The sequence below is a fragment of the Streptomyces sp. NPDC006365 genome (genome assembly GCF_042870755.1).
In the GTDB taxonomy this organism is placed as follows: domain Bacteria; phylum Actinomycetota; class Actinomycetes; order Streptomycetales; family Streptomycetaceae; genus Streptomyces; species Streptomyces xiangluensis.
This window is the reverse complement of sequence record NZ_JBIAHS010000002.1, coordinates 767092-785842: the sequence shown is the minus strand read 5'-3', so window position 1 is coordinate 785842 and position 18751 is coordinate 767092. Positions and strand designations below refer to the sequence as shown.

20 protein-coding genes and 1 pseudogene are annotated in these 18751 nt (G+C 69.1%); 12 read left to right on the top strand and 9 right to left on the bottom strand.

Annotated features, from left to right (window positions below):
* Positions 1 to 12 precede the first annotated feature (12 nt).
* Positions 13 to 285, top strand: coding sequence for a type II toxin-antitoxin system Phd/YefM family antitoxin (locus tag ACFYO0_RS08605; protein ID WP_388672583.1), 273 nt, complete (start codon positions 13 to 15; stop codon positions 283 to 285).
* Positions 282 to 545, top strand: a complete 264-nt coding sequence (locus tag ACFYO0_RS08600) for a Txe/YoeB family addiction module toxin (RefSeq protein ID WP_388672581.1) — start codon at positions 282 to 284, stop codon at positions 543 to 545. Before ACFYO0_RS08605 ends, ACFYO0_RS08600 begins: the two co-directional genes overlap by 4 nt.
* Positions 546 to 623: 78 nt before the next feature.
* Here ACFYO0_RS08600 and ACFYO0_RS08595 read toward each other — a convergent pair whose 3' ends face one another.
* On the bottom strand, positions 624 to 1094 hold the full coding sequence (locus tag ACFYO0_RS08595) for an Lrp/AsnC family transcriptional regulator (RefSeq protein WP_388672579.1): 471 nt from the start codon (positions 1092 to 1094) through the stop codon (positions 624 to 626).
* Between the two features lie 101 nt (positions 1095 to 1195).
* Here ACFYO0_RS08595 and ACFYO0_RS08590 point away from each other — a divergent pair, with 101 nt between their 5' ends.
* Complete coding sequence (locus ACFYO0_RS08590) at positions 1196 to 2587, top strand: pyridoxal phosphate-dependent decarboxylase family protein (protein ID WP_388672577.1); 1392 nt, start codon at positions 1196 to 1198, stop codon at positions 2585 to 2587.
* A gap of 76 nt (positions 2588 to 2663) precedes the next feature.
* Here the strand turns inward: ACFYO0_RS08590 and ACFYO0_RS08585 are convergent, their stop codons facing one another.
* Positions 2664 to 4211, bottom strand: coding sequence for a fused MFS/spermidine synthase (locus ACFYO0_RS08585; RefSeq protein ID WP_388672575.1), 1548 nt, complete (start codon positions 4209 to 4211; stop codon positions 2664 to 2666).
* 41 nt (positions 4212 to 4252) lie between these two features.
* Here ACFYO0_RS08585 and ACFYO0_RS08580 point away from each other — a divergent pair, with 41 nt between their 5' ends.
* Both ACFYO0_RS08580 and ACFYO0_RS08575 read left to right on the top strand, forming a co-directional pair.
* Positions 4253 to 4426, top strand: a complete 174-nt coding sequence (locus ACFYO0_RS08580; RefSeq protein ID WP_388672573.1) for a hypothetical protein — start codon at positions 4253 to 4255, stop codon at positions 4424 to 4426.
* Between the two features lie 201 nt (positions 4427 to 4627).
* Complete coding sequence (locus tag ACFYO0_RS08575) at positions 4628 to 5353, top strand: GAF and ANTAR domain-containing protein (protein WP_388672571.1); 726 nt, start codon at positions 4628 to 4630, stop codon at positions 5351 to 5353.
* A gap of 77 nt (positions 5354 to 5430) precedes the next feature.
* On the opposite strand, the gene ACFYO0_RS08570 is transcribed toward ACFYO0_RS08575, so the two are convergent.
* On the bottom strand, positions 5431 to 5919 hold the full coding sequence (locus ACFYO0_RS08570; RefSeq protein ID WP_388672569.1) for a pyridoxamine 5'-phosphate oxidase family protein: 489 nt from the start codon (positions 5917 to 5919) through the stop codon (positions 5431 to 5433).
* Between the two features lies 1 nt (position 5920).
* On the bottom strand, positions 5921 to 6109 hold the full coding sequence (locus tag ACFYO0_RS08565; RefSeq protein WP_388672567.1) for a hypothetical protein: 189 nt from the start codon (positions 6107 to 6109) through the stop codon (positions 5921 to 5923).
* 246 nt (positions 6110 to 6355) lie between these two features.
* On the opposite strand from ACFYO0_RS08565, the pseudogene ACFYO0_RS08560 reads away from it, so the two are divergent.
* Both ACFYO0_RS08560 and ACFYO0_RS08555 read left to right on the top strand, forming a co-directional pair.
* Positions 6356 to 6589: pseudogene (locus ACFYO0_RS08560) on the top strand (fibronectin type III-like domain-contianing protein); the annotation flags it as partial.
* 55 nt (positions 6590 to 6644) lie between these two features.
* Positions 6645 to 8231: a carboxylesterase/lipase family protein gene (locus tag ACFYO0_RS08555; protein ID WP_388672565.1), complete on the top strand. Its 1587-nt coding sequence runs from the start codon at positions 6645 to 6647 to the stop codon at positions 8229 to 8231.
* A 44-nt stretch (positions 8232 to 8275) separates the two neighbouring features.
* On the opposite strand, the gene ACFYO0_RS08550 is transcribed toward ACFYO0_RS08555, so the two are convergent.
* Positions 8276 to 9445, bottom strand: coding sequence for a steroid 3-ketoacyl-CoA thiolase (locus tag ACFYO0_RS08550; protein WP_388672563.1), 1170 nt, complete (start codon positions 9443 to 9445; stop codon positions 8276 to 8278).
* A gap of 338 nt (positions 9446 to 9783) precedes the next feature.
* On the opposite strand from ACFYO0_RS08550, the gene ACFYO0_RS08545 reads away from it, so the two are divergent.
* Together ACFYO0_RS08545 and ACFYO0_RS08540 are read left to right on the top strand one after the other, a co-directional pair.
* Positions 9784 to 11019, top strand: coding sequence for a cytochrome P450 (locus tag ACFYO0_RS08545; RefSeq protein WP_388672561.1), 1236 nt, complete (start codon positions 9784 to 9786; stop codon positions 11017 to 11019).
* Positions 11020 to 11285: 266 nt separating this feature from the next.
* Complete coding sequence (locus ACFYO0_RS08540) at positions 11286 to 12947, top strand: hypothetical protein (RefSeq protein WP_388672778.1); 1662 nt, start codon at positions 11286 to 11288, stop codon at positions 12945 to 12947.
* On the opposite strand, the gene ACFYO0_RS08535 is transcribed toward ACFYO0_RS08540, so the two are convergent.
* A complete protein-coding gene (locus tag ACFYO0_RS08535) occupies positions 12901 to 14952 on the bottom strand; it encodes a bifunctional glycosyltransferase 87/phosphatase PAP2 family protein (protein WP_388672559.1) in 2052 nt (683 codons plus the stop codon). The genes ACFYO0_RS08540 and ACFYO0_RS08535 overlap by 47 nt on opposite strands.
* Before the next feature lie 302 nt (positions 14953 to 15254).
* On the opposite strand from ACFYO0_RS08535, the gene ACFYO0_RS08530 reads away from it, so the two are divergent.
* On the top strand, positions 15255 to 15926 hold the full coding sequence (locus ACFYO0_RS08530; protein ID WP_388672557.1) for an O-methyltransferase: 672 nt from the start codon (positions 15255 to 15257) through the stop codon (positions 15924 to 15926).
* A gap of 18 nt (positions 15927 to 15944) precedes the next feature.
* Here the strand turns inward: ACFYO0_RS08530 and ACFYO0_RS08525 are convergent, their stop codons facing one another.
* Positions 15945 to 16340, bottom strand: a complete 396-nt coding sequence (locus ACFYO0_RS08525; protein ID WP_386356475.1) for a hypothetical protein — start codon at positions 16338 to 16340, stop codon at positions 15945 to 15947.
* 140 nt (positions 16341 to 16480) lie between these two features.
* On the opposite strand from ACFYO0_RS08525, the gene ACFYO0_RS08520 reads away from it, so the two are divergent.
* Positions 16481 to 16897, top strand: coding sequence for a DUF1992 domain-containing protein (locus ACFYO0_RS08520; protein WP_388672555.1), 417 nt, complete (start codon positions 16481 to 16483; stop codon positions 16895 to 16897).
* A gap of 94 nt (positions 16898 to 16991) precedes the next feature.
* Here ACFYO0_RS08520 and ACFYO0_RS08515 read toward each other — a convergent pair whose 3' ends face one another.
* Both ACFYO0_RS08515 and ACFYO0_RS08510 read right to left on the bottom strand, forming a co-directional pair.
* Positions 16992 to 17297, bottom strand: coding sequence for a hypothetical protein (locus tag ACFYO0_RS08515; RefSeq protein WP_388672553.1), 306 nt, complete (start codon positions 17295 to 17297; stop codon positions 16992 to 16994).
* Positions 17298 to 17302: 5 nt separating this feature from the next.
* Positions 17303 to 17980 carry a hypothetical protein gene (locus ACFYO0_RS08510; protein WP_388672551.1) on the bottom strand — a complete coding sequence of 226 codons (678 nt, stop codon included), beginning with the start codon at positions 17978 to 17980 and terminating at the stop codon, positions 17303 to 17305.
* Between the two features lie 133 nt (positions 17981 to 18113).
* Here ACFYO0_RS08510 and ACFYO0_RS08505 point away from each other — a divergent pair, with 133 nt between their 5' ends.
* On the top strand, positions 18114 to 18575 hold the full coding sequence (locus tag ACFYO0_RS08505) for a GNAT family N-acetyltransferase (RefSeq protein WP_388672549.1): 462 nt from the start codon (positions 18114 to 18116) through the stop codon (positions 18573 to 18575).
* Positions 18576 to 18751: the final 176 nt, after the last annotated feature.

The following is an 18751-nucleotide window of genomic DNA, read 5'->3' as shown; positions in this document are numbered from 1 at the left end:
AGGATGGCCGCCATGACCCTCACCGCCAGCGAGGCACGCAAAGAACTCTTTCCCTTGATCAAGAAGGTCAACGACGACCACGCGCCGGTACGCATTCACTCCAAGAACGGCGACGCCATACTGATGTCCGCCGACGACTACGACGCCTGGCAAGAGACGATCTACCTTCTGCGATCGCCGGCCAACGCCCGCCGTCTCATGGAAGCTGTCGCCCGCGACCGTGCAGGCCAGACAGGAATCACCAAGACCGTGGATGAGCTCCGCGAACTGGCTGGCGAGGAGTGAGGGACGTCAACTTCGACCCGGGCGCCTGGGCGGACTTCGAGCACTGGCTGGAGACCGACCGCAAGATGGTGCGGCGCGTCGTTCGTCTCATCGGTGAGATCCAGCGCGATCCGTTCAACGGCATCGGCAAGCCCGAACCGCTCAAGGGGGACCTGTCCGGCTACTGGTCGCGGCGCATCGACGACGAACACCGCCTCGTCTACAGAGCAGACGACAAAGAGGTCAAGATCCTCAAGGCTCGCTACCACTACACCGCCTAGTGCTGTAACCGCCCAGGTTCACCGGGGCGGGTGGTGCGGACTGTTCCTCGTGGCCCCGGTCTCACCTCTGAGTGCCCTTCAGGAGCCGGTGTGCCGCTCCAGCAGGGGCCGGACGCTGAACGGCTGCACCTCGACCAGGACGATGACGGTGTTGGACCGGACAACCCCCGGCGCTTCGAGCAAGAGGTTCGTGATGCGGTGCAGGTCCTCGGTGTCCCGGGCCACGACGCGCGCGAGCAGGTCGCCGTCGCCGGTGGTGACGAGCAACTCCACCACCTCGGGAATGCGCAGGATCGCCTCACGGGTGGGCTGCCCCACGCGCTGGCTGATCGACAGCGTGATCAAGGCGAGCAGCGGATAGCCGAGACCCGCGGGTGCCACGCGCCGACTGGGCTCCCTGAGTTGACCGCTTTCTTCGAGTCGCTTCAGACGCGCCTGCACGGTGTTGCGGGCCAGCCCAAGGCGATCGGCCAGAGCAACCGTGGTGGCCCGTGGGTCCGCGTCGAGCGCCAGGAGGATCCGGGCATCGAGGCCGTCGACATCTCGCATAGTGCTCAGTGTGACACAGCATGCGCGCATCACATTGAGCATTCTGCTTATAAATTCTGCTGCATATTGCGCATTCCGATGAGCCTTTCTAGGTTCCCGCCATGCAAAGAGCGCAATGCGACAACACCTCGGCGAACAAGGAAACCCACGTCGACAGTCGGGTGTGGGGTGATGAGGACGAGATCGTGGCGGCCGCCATGGACTACGCCTGGCGGCGCATCCTGCAGGCTCCGGATCCAACGGCAGGGGCCCGCCCCGCCGCCGACCTCGCTCTCGCGGCCGGCACGGCCATCACCGCCTGGGGCATCGGCGGCGCCGCGGCCCTCAAACTGTTCGACCAAGTCCTGGCACCCGCCACCCGCGCCCAGAACGGATCGACGAACCTCGCGTACATCCCTGCGGCTCCCACCCGTGCCGCACTCGCCTTCGACGCGGTCACCGGTGCGGCGAACATCTTCGCGGGCACCTGGGAGTCCGGAGCCGGTGCCATTTACGCCGAGAACGAGGCACTGAGCTGGCTCACCCATCTACTCGGATGGCCCAGCACCGCGGCAGGATGCTTCGTCAGCGGCGGCACCATAGGCAATCTGTCGGCTCTCATCACGGCACGCGCCGCTGCCGCCGCATCCCGGCCCCGGCCGGCAGACGGCTGGAAGATCGTGTGTGCCGACAGCGCCCACTCCTCGATCAGGTCCGCAGCACAAGCAATGGACGTCGAGGTCGTCACCGCACCCGTGGACCAGCGGGGACACCTCACCGGAGCCGCCGTGAACACGGTCCTGGACTCCACGACCGGCGTCTTCGCCGTGGTGGCGACCGCCGGGACCACCAATGCCGGTCTCATCGACGACCTCGCCGACATCGCCGACGCGTGCGAACGCCACCACGTGTGGCTGCACGTCGACGGTGCCTACGGCGGAGCAGGCCTGGCCGCCCCAAGTGTGCGGCACCTCTACACCGGCATCGAACGCGCCGACAGCTTCATCGTCGATCCCCACAAGTGGCTCTTCGCGCCCTACGACTGCTGCGCACTGCTCTACCGGGATCCCGCAGCCGCACGCGCCACGCACAGTCAGTCGGCGCACTATCTCGACGCCATCGATCGCGACGTCCACAATCCGGCGGACCTGGCCCTCCACCTCAGCCGCCGTGCCCGCGGTCTGCCGTTCTGGTTCAGCCTGGCCGTCCACGGAACCGAGCGGTACTCGAATGCCGTGGAACAGACGCTGAACACCAGCCGACTCGTCGCCGATGCCATACGCGCCAGTGACCATCTACGCATCACGATCGATCCCGAGTTGTCCGTGATCCTCTTCGAGCGCCCCGGGTGGGGCCCGCAGGACTACGCTTCATGGTCCGCCCGGGCGGCCGAAACGGGCGCCATGCTGTGCGTGCCGACACAGTGGAACGGCGCAACGGTTCTGCGCATGGCCTTCGTCAACCCGCACACCCGTGCCGGCGACGTCATCGACATACTTCGCACGCTCCGCTAGTGCTGTGACCGCACAGGTTCGGCGGGTCGCTCAGGCCGCGGCGGCGCAGGGCCGTCCGCCCCGGCGGATGCCTTTCTCACCGGCTGCTCTGTGGGCTGTAGGGCTGGAGGAGTTGGTCGACGGGTGCGTAGTCGTCGGTGAGCAGTGGGGCATCGTCGATCCAGGAACTGAGGTCGTCGCCGGTGGCGATCTTCCAGCCGGTCTGCCGGGCGTCCAGCGCTTTCTGGGTCGCGCGCAGGTCGACCGGCCGGTTGGAGGCGAGCACCACCAGATTGCCGCCCTCGGAGGTGGCGGTCGGGTCGAGACCGATATCGGCGGGTTCGCCGACGAGGGCGACGTGCTCGAAGGTCTCGCTGAGGGTGGCTACTTCGGCACGTGCGAAGTCCATGCCCCCGTGGTCGATGAGGTTGGCAACGTACAGGCCGTCGTCGTCGAGCACCCGCCGTACGTCAGTCATCGCTTCCATCGTGGTGAGGTGCCACGGCACACTGACGCCCCCGAAGGCGTCACCGACGACGAGGTCACGACTCTCGGCGTCCAGTCGCCGCAGGCCGAGCCTGCCGTCCTCGACGCGTACGTCGATACCGCGTCCTGATCTCAGACCGAGTTGCTCACGGTTGATGCGTACGACCCCGCCGTCGATCTCGGACACCAGGCTGCGCGTCCCGGGGCGCGTGGCCGCGAGGTAACGGGGAAAGGTGAGCCCGCCGCCGCCCAGGTGGTGGGCGACAAGTGGCTCACGTTCGGGAAAGGCGGCGTCGACCACCGACGCGATGGCGCGCACATACTCGAACTCCAGGAAGGTCGGGTCGTCGACGTCGACGTAGGAGTGCCGCAAGCCGTCCAGGACGAGTGTGCGACCGCCGTCCCGGTCGAGGTCTGCGACGACCCGTGCGCAGTGGTACTTGGTCTCCGTGTCGCAGGCACCGGGCGCGACCGTGGTGGCGAGGCCGCCGGCTACGACCACGAGCGTGAGGGCAGGGGTTCCGGTCCACCCGCGTGTACGCCACTCAGTCAGCGCCGCGCCGACCACCAGCAGCGTTCCGAGGCCGATCAGTATGCCGCTGACCGGCAACCGCGATACGAGAACGAAGCCGGTGAGGACGGTGCCGACGATGGCGCCGACGGTGCCGACGCCGGAAAGCCGGCCGACAACCGTTCCGGTCTCGGCGAGGCTGGTGAGACGCAGCTTGGTCACGATCGGCGTCACTGCGGAGAGCAGCGCGCCCGGCACGAGGATGGTCCCCGCCGCGATCAACAAGAGCAGCGGTGCTGCCCACTCCGCAGTGGTGCGCAGCACGGCAGGGGTGAGCGCCACGACCGCTCCCGACACCCCGAGCGAGGGGCCTATGAGCCGGCGTGGATCAACCTGGTCGGCCATGCGCCCACCCAGCCAGGAGCCGGCGGCGATCGCGGAGAGGGCGATGCCGATCACCATGGTGCTGGTCTCCAGGGTGAGGCCGAGGTAGGGAGCCAGCAGCCGCAGAGCGACGATCTCGACCACCAGGACCGCGGCCGAGGACCCGAACACAAGGACGACAGCGGCACGGGAACCCAGGCCGTAGTTGCCAAGCGTGCCCTCGGCAACAGACGAGGAAGACGACGATCCGGTCACGGACGACATCCTTGCATGCGGCTCAGCGACCGAACGGCAAGGCGAAAATTGTGGACTTCGACCCGGACCTGCGACCGATCGACGATGTTTTCGACGCGCTGGACGAGCAGGCCGTCGTGGTCCCGGGCATCGGCACGCTCCATCCGGGTCCATCCCGCGGGAAAGACGGTGACGGCCCTCGTGCCGTGTCCCACCGCCGTCCGCCGCAGGACCGACTCGGCTGAGTCGGCTGCCTTTGGACTCACAGGTTCCACGGAGCACAAAGTGGTACTCGGCGGGAGCAGGAGGCCACGCTGCGCCGACGATTACACCGGCGTCAGGCAGTGGTCGCACTGGAGGTGTTTCTTCGGACGTGGGACTCCGTCGCCCCGGTAGCGCAACGAGATGACGGCCGAGAGGCCGCGGGCCTTGCGAAGGAACCCCTGATGAGCGCCGACGACGCGTACGACAGCAGCCACATCACCCAGTGGCTGCTGGAAACCGACTCACTGGAAGACTTCCTGCAGACATTGGCCGACGCAGCCCTCGAACTGTCCCGCGCCCAAGGCGCCGGCCTCACACTGCAACGGAACGGCCGCCCGCTGACCGTGGTCAGTGCCGGCACCGCGGCGACAAAGCTGGATGAGAAGCAGTACGGCCAGGGCGACGGCCCCTGCCTGCAGTCGTTGCGCACCGGCGTTGAACTGCTCATCAACGACATGATCGAGGAGACCCGGTGGGGCGACTACCCCGCCTATGCCGACGCCTGCGGGATCCGTTCCTCCCTCTCCCTGCCGATCGCCGCCCACACCTACTCCGCCGGCGCTCTCAACCTGTACGCCGCGCCGCCGAAGGCGTTCGAACAAACCGATGTCACCGCCTTGCGCGCACTCGCCTCGCAGGCCACCGGCGCCATCGCACTGGCCCAACGCCTCACCGACACGCAGGAATTCGCCACCCAGCTCCAGGACGCCATGAAGTACCGCAGCGTCATCGACCAAGCCCTCGGCGTGGTCATGGGTCAACGCAAGTGCACCGCCGAGGACGCCTTCGGCGTCCTGCGCTCCGCCTCCCAGAACCGCAACATCAAACTCCGCGACCTGTGCACCGAACTGATCACCAACCTCACCGGCGAGCCCCCCACCGCACCCGAACTGCGCTCCCGACCCTGAGCTCGGCCTGGCCCCGGAGTCGAACAAGGGATGGTGGACATGGTGCCGCCGCCTTCGGTCCGGGGATCTGGGGCAGGTCAGGTGAGGTCGACCGGGATTCGATGGTCCGGCTGCCCATCCTTGGCCAGGATCGAGTGCTCGTTGGCCACCGCGCGGTACAGCCTCAAGCCGACGGCGTCGCCCACGTCGGCGGCCGTCCAGACGCCGCCGCCGTGCGAGAGCGAGCGGCGGGAGAACACCTCGAGCGCGTACTCGGTCCCTGGGCCGTCTACCGGTTCGGCTACGGCGGGCATGTACACGCCTTGGCCGGTGCCGATCGGAGCCGACGAGTCGAAGATCGCGATGCCCACCTCGGGGCGCACCGCGATGTTGCGTGAATGTACGGCCTGGGGCGAGGAGACCCAGAGGAACTCGCGGCAGTTCAGGTGAGCGAAGTAGACCGGCGAACTCCACGGCCGTCCGGCCGCATCGGCAGTGGCGAGCACCATGTACAGACTCGCGTCAACGATGCCCCACGCGATCTCGGCAGGTGATGCAGGCGATCCAGGCGATGTATCGGGACTCATCTCAGCGGCTCCTGCGGTACGTGAAGTCGAAGTCCTTCTCCCATACGGCCGAACCGTCGGCGGCCGAGCCGTCGTACGCCTTCTCCCAGACGCCACGGATCGTGTTTCCGTCCTCACTCACATGCCCGGTGAACCGCTGCCGGAACGCCGGCGGCGAGAAGTCCGGCGTCTCCCGCAGCAGCCGCCGCACTCCAGTTCATACAACGCTCGTCGTGATGGACCGCGCTTCCGTGGCGCCCACGGGTGACCCAGCACCATCGCCCCGTGGCGTGATTCCTTCGTTTCTTGTGGAGAGTTCAGGCGCCTTCTGTTCACTTCGTTGACACGAGTCATCTCCGGTCATAGTTTCCGCTGCGTACTCGTGGTACCTGACGGCACGTCAATCACCCTGGCCCTCCGGTGGGTTCAAAGGTCGAACGTCGACTGCTGATGGCACGTGTACACGAGGTCCCACAACGACGTGCCCGCGCACCGAAGGAGTGACGGCTCATGTCCGACACCGCGTCCCGGCGATCGGCCCTGCGTCTGTTGGGCGGCGCGATACCAGCGGCTCGCTATGCGGGCGGGAGAGGAACGCCGGGTTACCGTACGCGTCGACGAACGCGCCCTCTCCTCATGGGACGCCGAACGCCACGGCTGGGGGCTCGGAACCGGCCGCCGCACCGTATCGGTCGGAGCCTCACGGGCGAGCTGCGCCTGCGTACGGTCGCGGAGGTGCACACGTGATGCGCCGCCTCACCATGCGCCGTCTCGCTGTCGTGCTGACCGCACTGGCCACCGTCGTCCTCACGGCCGGGTCCGCCGCGGCGGCGCCCGCCCCGACCGCGCAGAACCCCGCCCTCGTCCGGACGGAGTCCGGCTGGGTCCGCGGGGAGACCACCGCCGAGGGGCGGCAGTTCCTCGGCATCCCCTACGCGAAGCCGCCCGTCGGCGAGCTCCGCTGGCGAGCCCCACGGCCCGTCGAGCCGTGGTCCGGCGTACGCACCGCGGAGGACTTCGGCAATCGCTGTGTACAGACGGCGAGTTGGGACCCCGGCTACGAGAATCCCAGCCACACCGAGGACTGCCTCGACCTGAATGTGTACGTCCCCGAAGGCGCCGGACAGCGGCCGGTCATGGTCTGGCTGCATGGCGGCGGGCTCACCGCCGGCGCGGGCGAGGACATCGTGCCGGACACCTTCGCGCGGCAGACCGGCACGGTCGTGGTGACCGTCAACTACCGCCTGGGCGCGATGGGTTTCCTCGCCACCTCCGGCCTCGACCGCGAGGCGCGCGATCACGTCTCGGGCAACTTCGGGATGCTCGACCAGCAGGCGGCCCTGCGCTGGGTGCGGGCCAACATCGGCCGCTTCGGCGGTGATCCGGGCCGCGTCACCATCGCGGGCGAGTCCGCGGGGGGCCGCTCGGTCTGCACGCAAATGGCCTCGCCGACCTCAAGGGGCCTGTTCCGCGCGGGGATCGTCCAGAGTGGTGCGTACGCGGACTGCGCGGCCCGCACGCACAAGGAGGCGGTGGCTCAGGGCGCGGACTTCATGGAGAAGTTGGGGTGCGCGAGCGTCGCGTGTGTGCGCGGCAAGACCGCCAAGGAAGTCCTCGCCGCCCAGGCCGACTTCGACTGGGGGCCCGTGGCCGGCGGCGACTTCCTGCCGGTGCAGCCCTTCGAGGCGTATGCGACCGGGGCGGCCGCCCGTGTCCCCGTACTCAACGGAGCCAACCAGGACGAGGGGCGGATGTTCGCCTTCGCCCAGTTCGACGCGAACGGGACGCCGCTCACGGCCGAGCGATATCCCGAGGTGGTGCGAGCTGTGTTCGGTGCGGAGCAGGGCGAGCGGGTGCTCCGGCGCTACCCGGTCTCGGACCACCCTTCGCCGAGCCTCGCGTACGGCACCGCCTATGGGGACTTCCTGATGGCCTGCCCGGCGCTCCGGCTCAACGACGTCCTCGCGGCCCGCGGACCGGTCTACGCGTACGAGTACGCCGACCGCACCTCGCCACCCTTCGCGTCGCTGCGGAACCTCGGCACGGACTTCGACTTCGGCGCGACCCATGTGAACGAGGTGCAGTACCTCTTCAAGCACTTCGGTCTGAAGTCTCCGCTGAACGCCGAGCAGCGGGTGCTCTCGCGGCAGATGATCCAGTACTGGGGGTCGTTCATCCGGGACGGCGTGCCGCGTGCCGACGGGCAGCCGACGATGCCGGACGGGCAGGAGAAGGTGCTCTCCCTGCGAACCGCCTCACAGGGCGGCAACAGCCAGAGCACCACTGTCCACCGTGAGCATCAGTGCGACCTGTGGGACCGAGACCGTCCTTAGAGACTGTGGCGGCGGCCTTCGATCCCTGGGCCGCCGCCTTCCCTCTACAGGCGCTGGATGATCGTCCCGGTGGCCAGCGCCCCACCCGCGCACATCGTCACCAGCGCGAACTCCTTGTCCCTGCGCTCCAGTTCGTGGAGCGCGGTCGTCAGGAGCCGCGCCCCTGTCGCGCCCACCGGGTGACCCAGCGCGATCGCGCCGCCGTTGACGTTCACCTTCTCCAGGTCCTGCTCGAAGACCTGGGCCCAGCTCAACACCACTGAGGCGAAGGCTTCGTTGATCTCGACGACGTCGATGTCCTTCAGCGACATGCCCGCCTTGCCGAGCACGGCGCGCGTCGCGTCGATCGGCCCGTCGAGGTGGAAGTGCGGGTCCGAGCCCACCAGCGCCTGGGCCACGATCCGCGCTCGCGGGCGGAGTTTCAGCGCCCGGGCCATCCGCTTGGACGCCCACATCAGGGCGGAGGCACCGTCGGAGATCTGCGACGAGTTGCCCGCAGTGTGCACGGCCGTCGGCATGATCGGCTTCAGGCCGGCCAGCGCCTCCCTGGACGTGTCGCGCAGCCCCTCGTCCCGGTCGACGAGGCGCCACATGCCCTGACCGGCGCGCTGCTCGTCCTCCGTGGTGGGCACCTGCACGGCGAACGTCTCGCGCTTGAAGCGCTCCTCGGACCAGGCGATCGCAGCCCGCTCCTGGGAGATCAGCCCCAGCGCGTCCACATTCTCGCGCGTCAGCCCACGGTGACGAGCGATCCGCTCCGCCGCCTCGAACTGGTTCGGGAGGTCTACGTTCCACTCGTCGGGCGTCGGCTTCCCGGGCCCATGCTTGGAGGCCGACCCGAGCGGCACCCGCGACATGGCCTCGACTCCGCAGCTGATGCCGACGTCCACGACCCCGGCAGCGATCATGTTGGCGACCATGTGCGAGGCCTGCTGCGATGATCCGCACTGGGCGTTCACGGTCGTCGCGGCCGTCTCACAGGGCAGCCCCATGGCCAGCCACGCGGTACGTGCGGGGTTGCCCGACTGTTCGCCGGCGTGGGTGACGGCGCCGCCGACGACCTGCTCGACGCAGTCGGCGGGGATGGCCGTACGGCCCAGGAGTTCACGGTAGGTCTCGCCCAGGAGATAGGCGGGATGCAGATTGGCGAGCGCGCCACCGCGCTTGCCGATCGGAGTGCGTACGGCTTCGACGATGACGGGTTCCGCGACCATGCTCTCGCCCCTTCCTTGCGCCGAACTAGAACGCGTACTAGTTCTCACTGCAGTCTGCTGAGCGGACGCCCGGCACCGCAAGGGTCTTGCACCCTCCGAAGTCGCGATCTGCACGAACTCCGCACGCAATTAGCCCTGTCGTGCCTCTTGCTACTTCTAGAACCCGTTACTACCTTCACGGCAATTCACATTTCCTGATGGTCCGTCAGAACCTCGATCGCCCCGAGCGCTTCCGACCTCCAGAGCTCCAGACCAGCAGAGCTCCAGACCAGCAGAGCTCCAGACCGCCAAAGCTTCCAACCTCCAGAACCCGACCGTCGCACGACCCGGAGTTGCCGATGCCCTGTCCAGCGCTGCCCGACGGGTTCGATTTCACCGATCCCGATCTGCTGCACCACCGCGTGCCTCTCCCGGAGTTCGCCGAGCTGCGTCAGGCCGAACCGGTCCACTGGATCCCCCAGCAGCCCGGCATCGCGGGCTTCGAGGACGAGGGCTACTGGGCCGTCACGCGGCACGCTGACGTCAAGTACGTCTCCACGCACCCCGAGCTGTTCTCCTCCTGGCTCAACACCGCGATCATCCGCTTCAACGAGCACATCCCGCGCGACGCCATCGAGGTCCAGCGGCTGATCCTGCTCAACATGGACCCGCCGGAACACACCCGCGTCCGCGGAATCGTGCAGCGCGGCTTCACCCCGCGCGCGATCCGCGCCCTGGAGGACACGCTGCGCCGGCGCGCCCACTCGATCGTCCAGGAGGCCGTCGCTCAGACCGGTCCCTTCGACTTCGTCGCCCAGGTCGCGTGCGAACTCCCCCTCCAGGCGATAGCCGAGCTCATCGGCATCCCGCAGGAGGACCGCCTCAAGATCTTCGACTGGTCCAACAAGATGATCTCGTACGACGATCCGGAGTACGCGATCACCGAAGAGGTCGGCCAGGAGTCGGCCACCGAACTCATCTCGTACGCCATGAACATGGCCGCCGACCGCAAACAGTGCCCGGCCAAGGACATCGTCACGCAACTGGTGGCGGCCGAGGACCAGGGCAACCTCACCTCGGACGAGTTCGGCTTCTTCGTCCTCATGCTGGCCGTCGCGGGCAACGAGACGACCCGTAACGCGATCACGCACGGCATGCACGCCTTGCTCACCCACTCCGACCAGTGGGACCTCTACAAGAGGGAACGCCCTTCCACCACGGCCGAGGAGCTCGTCCGCTGGGCGACCCCCATCGTGTCCTTCCAGCGCACCGCGACCCAGGACACGGAACTCGGCGGACAGCAGATCAAGAAGGGCGACCGCGTAGGCCTCTTCTACTCCTCCGCGAACAACGACCCCGCCGTCTTCGACTCCCCGGAGGTCCTTGACATCACCCGCGACCCGAACCCCCACCTCGGTTTCGGTGGCGGCGGACCGCACTACTGCCTCGGCAAGTCCCTGGCCACCCTCGAGATCGACCTCATCTTCAACGCCATCGCCGACGCCATGCCCGGCCTCCGTCTCGTCGGCGACCCACGCCGACTGCGCTCCGCCTGGGTGAACGGCGTCAAGGAGCTCCAGGTCAGCGCCAGCTGACCTACGGGGTCTCGCAGATCAGGAGGCGGGGGCATACCCCTACGCCCCGCCCCCGCCTCCTGCCACCGCGTCGACGTGGGCCGGAAATGCGGCAACCACTGAAGGCGGAAATCGGAGTGACCGCAGTCCCCTTCGCGTCGTTGCATGGCTCGTGAGTGCGAGCCTCCCGGGCCACCTGTCGGGAATCAGTGAACGTTTTCATTCGAAAGCACGTCTTCGCACCTGATACAGCAAGCACACAGCCTCGAAGACTTCGAACGGAAACGCTGACCGTGGTCTCTGCCGCCGAGCTGTCCCCCACCCGTCCCCCTTCGCGTCCGGTCGAACCGGCCGGTTCGCGGAAGGAGTCGTTCCGGGAGCTCAAGGGGTTCTGGCGGCGGCATCGTGTGCCGTTGCTCGCCATGCTCCCGACGGTTCCGTTGTACGGGGTGTGGTTCGCGTTTCTCGCCACCGGTGGCGGGGATCTCGCGGCGCAGCAGGCGTGGGCGGAGTTCGCTTCGCGGCACGGGGGCTCGGCGTACAGCCTCTTCTGGTACGGCGGGATGCACACCGCCAACTACAGCCTGATCTCGCCGTACCTGATGGCCACCTTCGGCGTGCGCACGGTCACGGTCGTCGCCGGGCTGCTCGCCACCTGGCTGGCCGCGGTGCTGCTCGTGCGTACGGGGATCCGCCGCCCCCTCGGCCCCGCGCTGCTCGCGTCGCTCGCCCTGTGGTGCAACGTCGCGTCCGGCCGTACGACCTTCGCGCTCGGCGTCGCCTTCGGGCTCGCGGCCTGTGTGCTGCTCACGCCGGAGCGGCGGCTGCCGCTGGCCGTGGCGTACGCGGCGCTGGCGACCATGGCGAGCCCGGTGGCCGGGCTGTTCCTGGTGGTGGCGGGGGCCGGTCACGCCCTCGTACGGGACCGGGGGCGGGCCTGCGCACTCATCGCGCCGCCGTTCGTGGTGGTCGCGGTGACCACGCTGCTGTTCCCGTTCCGAGGCGAGCAGTTGATGCCCGCCGACCGGATCTGGCCGCCCGTCCTGTTCGGTGCCGTGCTGTTCGCCCTCGCTCCGCGCCGCTGGCGGGTGCTGCGGTGGAGCGGTCTGGTGTACGCGGCCGGGACGGTGCTGACGTATCTCATCCCCTCGCCCATCGGCACGAACGTGGAGCGGCTCGCCGAGCTGTTCGCACCCACCGCCCTGCTCGCCGCACTGCTCACGCAAAGGGAGAAGAAGGGGCCGAGACACAGGCTCGTCGCCCTCGCCGTGACCCTGGTCGTCTCCGTGGCCTGGGTCGGCACGAAGACCGTCGACGATCTGCGGATCTCCACCCAGGTGCCCGCCTGGGCTGCCGACACGCGCGGTGTCGTCCGCGCCCTGGACCGGCTCGGCGCCGAGCGCACCCGGGTCGAGGTCGTCCCGGCCCGCAACCACCGCGAGGCCACCGCGCTCGCCCCGCATGTGAACCTCGCCCGCGGCTGGAACCGGCAGCTGGACATCGAGCGCGGGCGGCTCTTCTACGACGGAACGTTCTCGGAGTCGACGTACCGGGCCTGGCTGGACCGCTGGGCCGTCGGCTTCGTCGTCCTGCCCGCCGGGAAGCCGGACGGCTTCGCCGAGGACGAGGCGCGCCTGGTCAGGAGCCGGCCCGCCTGGCTGGAGCCGGTCTGGCAGGACGCGAACTGGCAGGTGTACCGGGTGCGCGGCGCGGTGCCCCTGGTGTCGTCGCCCGGCTCCGTCGTACGGGCCTCCAGCGCCGAGGTCGTCGTCCGGATGCGGAGGCCCGGCTCGGTCACCGTGCGCGTCGCCTACTCGCCGTGGCTGTACGCCGAAGGCGGCTGCCTGGAGAAGCGCGGCGAGTTCACGCGGCTGACGGTGACCGAACCGGGCGTGTTCCGGATCAGCTCGGGGTACGGTCCTTCTCCTGGTCCGGCTCCGCGATGTTGATCTCCGCGGGTTTGGCGCGCGAGCTGACCCGGGGTCCCTGGAGCAGGTAGGTCAGCGCGAAGCCGGCACCGACGACGGCCGCGCCGCCCGCCGCGTCCAGCACCCAGTGGTTGGCGGTCGCCACGATCGCCGAGACCGTGAACAGCGGATGCAGAAGCCCCAGCCCCTTCATCCACCACTTCGGCGCGAGGACCGCGATCACCAGACCGCACCACAGCGACCAGCCGAAGTGCAGCGAGGGCATCGCCGCGTACTGGTTCGTCAGTGCGGTCAGCGTCCCGTAGTCCGGCTGGGAGAAGTCCTGCACGCCGTGCACGGTGTCGATATAGCCGAGGCCCGGCATCAGGCGCGGCGGAGCCAGCGGATAGAGCCAGAAGCCGAGCAGCGCGAGGATCGTCGCGAAACCGAGTGCCGAGCGGGCCCAGCGGTACTCGGCGGGGCGGCGCACATAGAGGATGCCGAGGACGCTCAGCGGCACCACGAAGTGGAACGACGTGTAGTAGAAGTCGAAGAAGACCCGCAGCCAGTCGACGTTCACCACCGTGTGGTTGACCCAGTGCTCGATGTCCATGAACAGGAACTTCTCGATCGCCAGGATCTGCTCGCCGTGCTGCTCGGCGGTGGCGCGGGCCGCCTCGTTGGAGCCGCCGTGCGCCTCCAGCCTGACCTGCTGGTACGCGGAGTAGCCGACGCGGATCAGCAGCAGTTCGAGGAGCAGGTTGGGGCGGGTGAGGACCCGGCGCAGGAAGGGCAGCAGGGGTACGTGTTTCCAGCGGGCCTCGACCGGTGGCGCGTACTGCGTGGGGATCGGGACCTGGTAGTGCGGAGAGGTGCGGGACAGGAACGGAACGGCGCAGGCGGCGGTGAGCGCGGCGAGCAGGACGACGTTGTCACGCAGTGGGTGGAGCACCGGCATGTTCGGCAGCATCATCTTCGCCGGGAGCGTCATCACCAGGACGACGGCTACCGGCCATACGTACCGGTCCGAGGCCCTCTTGCCGACCCGGCCGACCAGCGCGAGCAGCACCCACAGCAGCTGGTGCTGCCAGGTCGTGGGCGACACCGCGATCGCCACACAGCCGGTCAGCGCGACGGCGAGCAACAGCTGCCCGTCACGCGCGTAGCGCACGGCACGGCGGAGGCCCAGGACCGCGACGGCCCCGCCCACCAGCAGGAACAGAGCGATCTCCAGCGGCCCGGTCAGGCCGAACCGCAGCAGCGCGCCGTGCAGCGACTGGTTGGCGAGGTCGTCGGCGGGCCGGCCGAGGCCGACTCCGGCCAGGTGGTGCACCCAGTACGTGTACGAGTCGTGCGGCATCGCCGCCCAGGCAAGGGCCGTGCAGGCGGCGAAGGTGACGCCGGTGGAGACCGCGGCCCGGCGACGGCCGGTGAACCACAGCAGCGGAGCGAAGAGCAGCACGGTCGGCTGGAGGGCTGCGGCGACGCCTATCAGCAGCCCGCTGGTCCGCTCCCCCCGGACCGCGAAGCAGCCGAGCAGCACCAACAGCACCGGGATGATGCTGGTCTGGCCGAGATACAGCGTGTTGCGCACCGGCAGGGACAGCATCAGCAGGCTGATCGCCACGGGGGCGGCGAGCAGGGCCGTGCGTCTGCTCACGGGCTGCGGCAGGGCGCGGGCCGCGACCAGTCCGAGCGCGACGACCAGCAGCAGGGTGCCGAAGGTCCAGCCCCAGCCGAGGGCCTGCTCGGCCGCGCGCGTGAGCGGTTTGAGGACGAGTCCGCCGAATGGCGTGCCCGTGAAGCGCGTCGAGTCGTACAAGGATCCGTTCACATGCAGCACGCCGCCCGGACCGACCCAGGTCTCCAGATCCGTCAGGCGTTCCCCCTTCGGCGTGCTCAGGACGACGGTGACCTGTCGTACCGCCAGTACGGCGGCGATCAGCCAGAGGGCCGCGCGCACCATGCCCAGCCGTGCCTTCGCCGTGCCCGCGGCTCCCGCCGCGAAGGCATCGCCTGGTCGTCCGCTGTGCTCCACATTCGCCACGCCCCGTCGGCCCTCCCGCCCCGTTGGTCACCCGAGTCCCATGGGTGTCATCTGTTCGTTTTCACCATGCGAACCCTATGAGGCTCGCACTACCCCCGCGGAGAGACGCAGGCAACCCCCGATTTACCTGACGTCCTTCCATCTTTTGTCCGGAAGAGGGTGTGGCGCGACCGGAGGTTGCGGTGGCGTCCCTACGGGTTGCGCGACCCGGCGTTAACGCCGGGCGAACAAGGCGGTAGCGGGCTATATTCGACGCGAGAACTAGTTAGACCCTCTAACTAGGCAGACGAAAGGCATGGTGCATGACCGAGCCACGGCTCTGGAACGACGTGGACGACTACCTCACCGCGCTCCTCGCCCCACCCGACGACGCCCTGTCCGCCGCACTGCGCGACAGCGACGCCGCCGGCCTGCCGCACATCAACGTCGCCCCGACCCACGGCAAGCTGCTCCACCTCCTCGCCGTGATCCAGGGCGCCCGCCGCATCCTGGAGATCGGCACCCTCGGCGGCTACAGCACCATCTGGCTGGGCCGCGCCCTCCCGGCGGACGGGCGCCTGATCAGCCTCGAGTACGCCGAGAAGCACGCGGAGGTGGCACGCCGCAACCTCGCCCGGGCCGGCCTCGACAAGATCACCGAAGTGCGGGTGGGCCCCGCTCTGGACTCGCTGCCGAAACTGGCCGACGAGGACCCCGCTCCGTTCGACCTGGTCTTCATCGACGCGGACAAGGTGAACAACCCGCACTACGTCGAGTGGGCCGTCAGACTCTCCCGCCCCGGCAGCCTGATCGTCCTCGACAACGTCGTACGCGGCGGCGCCGTCACCGACGCCACCACCGACGACCCGACCATTCGAGGCATCCGCGCGGCCCTCGAACTCTTCGCATCCCACCCGAAGTTGGACGCCACGGCGATCCAGACGGTCGGCGTGAAGGGGTACGACGGCTTCGCGCTGGCGCGCGTACTGCCGTAGGCCCTGCGCCGCCCGGCCTCACGCCTCGTGGTAGAAGCCAACATTCACGCTGCGTGGGGCCGTGCGGTCCCGGACGATCAGTTCGCCGGAACCGTTCCGGGGCAGCTTGGCCGTCCCGCCGTACGGCAGGGGCTGCGGGGTCCCGCCGACCAGCACGAGCCGCACCTCGGACGAGGGGTCGGCGTGCGAGCCCCGCAGCCACGTCACCTGCCACGTCCCGTCGGGCCCGCACAGGAACTCCAGGTGCACCCGCGAGACGAACAGCCAGTCGTCGGGCGTCGCGAGGCGGCAGAAGCCCCGGTCCCGCCCCACCCGCAGCACAGCACCCGGTTCACTGGGCGAGTCGGCCATCTGCATCCCGGCCGTCGCACCCGCGTCCGCCTCCGACACCGTGGCCATGGTGAGTTCGAGCACGTGCGCTCCTTCGGTTCCCGCAAATCCAGTGGTTCGGCGCCGGAGCATGGTGGGGCCCTGGTCGGGCCCCACGCTCCGGCGACGTATTGCGGCCGAATGATAGATCGCCCGGGTGACATGCCGTCCGGCACACTTGACACATGACCGAGCGAAAACCTCCCGGGGTCAGCTTCGAGTCCTGGGTCGACAAGCAGATCCGCGAGGCGGAGGCGCGTGGGGAGTTCGATCACCTCCCCGGCGCGGGGAAGCCACTGCCTGGCGGCAGCGACACCTCGTACGACGAGTTGTGGTGGATCAAGCAGAAGATGGCTCGCGAGGGGCTGTCCGTGCTGCCGCCGACGCTGGCGTTGCGCAAGGAGGCGGAGGATGCGGTTGCGCGGGCGTTGGACGCCCCTTCCGAGCGGGTGGTTCGGGAGATCATCACGTCGATCAACGTGAAGATCCGTGAAGTGATGTTCAAGCCACCGCCGGGGCCGCCGTTGGGGCTCAAGCCGTACGACGTCGAGGCGGTCGTACGGGACTGGCGGGAGCGTCGCTCCGCTGGGAGCGCGGATTGAAGCTGCGGGTTCGTTGGTCGCGCCCCGCGGCGGAGCCGCATAGGTCACAGCCCCGCGCCTCCAAAGGGGCGCGGGGCTCGCGGTGTGCGGGAGTTCAGATGCGCAGTAGGCGTTCCGCCAGCTCTCGGTAGTCGCGTAGGGCCAGGCGAAGTTGCTCCGTGTCGGCCTTTTCGTCGCCGGTGGTCTGCCAGGACGTGCGCAGGGTGCGGCGGCGCTGGGTGACGGCTTCTGTGAAGCGGGCCGCCACCTCCTCCAGGACCTGGTCTGCCTCTTCGAGGGACTCCCGCGGGCCGTCGACGAAGCCGGTGACCGCGTGCTGGAGGCGCAGGGTCCACTTGTCGGCCTCGTCGTGGGACATCAGGCGACCGCCGGAGACTCCAACTGCCGGGTTGTCAGTCATTCGTCTCAACTCCCCTTCGCGTGGTGGCGCCTGTTGAACGCCCACGGCGTGTGCAGGCGTTCGCCGAGGCGGTTCGAGCGGGTGGGGGCGGGCTCGTCGGCCTCGCGGTGGTGCCTTGTGTCCTCGCGGACCGGTGCCACCAGGTCCTCGAAGAGGGCGCGGGCCTCGATCATGGCCTCGCGGAGTTCCTCCGTACCGGTGCGGCTCTCGTCGCCGTCGGCGAGGGGCGCGTGTGCGGCCTGGTGGATGCGCCGGTAGCCGTGGACCTGGTGTCCGTGGTGCACGGAGAGCGCGGAGAGCTGCTCGTCGTAACGGTTGCCGTCGGGGAAACCGCGGGCACCGGCCAGTTCGCCGAGCAGCCGGTCCGCCTCGGCCACGGCCTCCCGTGGCGAGTCGACGAACCGCTCCTGAGCGGCGGCCCAGCGCGCCTCGTACCGCTCCCGCGCCGCGGGCTCCAGCGGCTGCGTGCGCAGCGAACCGTGCCGCTTCACACGGTCCGTAAGCTCACGTTCGGCGGCCTTGGCGTCGCCGTCGTGCTGGGCGACGGCCCGGTCGTACTCGGGCCCGAAGCGCCGCCGCAGATTGCGCCCGCCGCCCGCTCCGCGGGGCATGGCGAGCCAGACAGCCGCGCCGATGATGATCGCCGCGACCACGATCAGAACGATGATCACGCCTGTGGACATGGAATACCTTCCGGTTACGGCCCGTTGGGGCCGGCTCCCTGCCCGAGTTGCCCTCAGAACGCCGGCCAAACGACTCCCGCGCCCGAGTAATTGGCTTGCGGGCGGCGGACCGTACATACGGACAATGCCCGCCATGACCACTCGCACGACGACGTCGACGTCCTGGACCGTCGCCCCCGAGCCCTTCGACTCGCCCGCCGCGGCTGCCCTCTGGCGGGCGTACTACACGGAGGTCAGCGACCGCTGGTACCTGCTCCACCGCGGCCACACCACCGACCCGGTCGAGCTGGAGCGCGAGATCGCCGCCGAAACCGGGGCCGCACTCGCCCCGCCCACCGGAGTGTTACTGCTCGCCCGGTACGACGGCGAGCCGGCCGGCACGGCGGGCGGGCGGCTGCGGGACGCCCGCACGGGCGAGCTCAAGCGAGTGTTCGTACGGGAGGAACTGCGCGGCAAGGGCGGCGGCGCCGTACTGCTCACGGCGGCCGAGGAGGCGGCCCGCGGCCTCGGTGTCGAGCGACTGCCTCCGGCGGTTGAGCAGGGCGCCCACCAGGTGGGTGGGTTCGGTTCATGGGCGAGTGCGGATTCGTTGTAGCTTGTCGCGCCCCGGGAAAGCCCGTACCCCCAACTACCCGCGCTCTCCCGCCGGCGGGAGGGGACGTGGGCCGGTGCGTCGTATGCCCGTCGCGTAGGTTCTGTCTCAGGCCACCCTGCGCCCTGTATCAGCGAAGGGCCGTATGCCCACCCAGCGACGGGCTGACGACCGGCCCA

What these genes read in the sequence shown, in the direction of transcription:
- ACFYO0_RS08605 (WP_388672583.1), top strand. Translation starts at nt 13, where the DNA reads ATGACCCTCACCGCCAGCGAGGCACGCAAAGAACTCTTTCCCTTGATC.
- ACFYO0_RS08595 (WP_388672579.1), bottom strand. Translation starts at nt 1,094, where the DNA reads ATGCGAGATGTCGACGGCCTCGATGCCCGGATCCTCCTGGCGCTCGAC.
- ACFYO0_RS08590 (WP_388672577.1), top strand. Translation starts at nt 1,196, where the DNA reads ATGCAAAGAGCGCAATGCGACAACACCTCGGCGAACAAGGAAACCCAC.
- ACFYO0_RS08585 (WP_388672575.1), bottom strand. Translation starts at nt 4,211, where the DNA reads ATGTCGTCCGTGACCGGATCGTCGTCTTCCTCGTCTGTTGCCGAGGGC.
- ACFYO0_RS08575 (WP_388672571.1), top strand. Translation starts at nt 4,628, where the DNA reads ATGAGCGCCGACGACGCGTACGACAGCAGCCACATCACCCAGTGGCTG.
- ACFYO0_RS08570 (WP_388672569.1), bottom strand. Translation starts at nt 5,919, where the DNA reads ATGAGTCCCGATACATCGCCTGGATCGCCTGCATCACCTGCCGAGATC.
- ACFYO0_RS08555 (WP_388672565.1), top strand. Translation starts at nt 6,645, where the DNA reads ATGCGCCGCCTCACCATGCGCCGTCTCGCTGTCGTGCTGACCGCACTG.
- ACFYO0_RS08550 (WP_388672563.1), bottom strand. Translation starts at nt 9,445, where the DNA reads ATGGTCGCGGAACCCGTCATCGTCGAAGCCGTACGCACTCCGATCGGC.
- ACFYO0_RS08545 (WP_388672561.1), top strand. Translation starts at nt 9,784, where the DNA reads ATGCCCTGTCCAGCGCTGCCCGACGGGTTCGATTTCACCGATCCCGAT.
- ACFYO0_RS08530 (WP_388672557.1), top strand. Translation starts at nt 15,255, where the DNA reads ATGACCGAGCCACGGCTCTGGAACGACGTGGACGACTACCTCACCGCG.
- ACFYO0_RS08520 (WP_388672555.1), top strand. Translation starts at nt 16,481, where the DNA reads ATGACCGAGCGAAAACCTCCCGGGGTCAGCTTCGAGTCCTGGGTCGAC.
- ACFYO0_RS08515 (WP_388672553.1), bottom strand. Translation starts at nt 17,297, where the DNA reads ATGACTGACAACCCGGCAGTTGGAGTCTCCGGCGGTCGCCTGATGTCC.
- ACFYO0_RS08510 (WP_388672551.1), bottom strand. Translation starts at nt 17,980, where the DNA reads ATGTCCACAGGCGTGATCATCGTTCTGATCGTGGTCGCGGCGATCATC.
- ACFYO0_RS08505 (WP_388672549.1), top strand. Translation starts at nt 18,114, where the DNA reads ATGACCACTCGCACGACGACGTCGACGTCCTGGACCGTCGCCCCCGAG.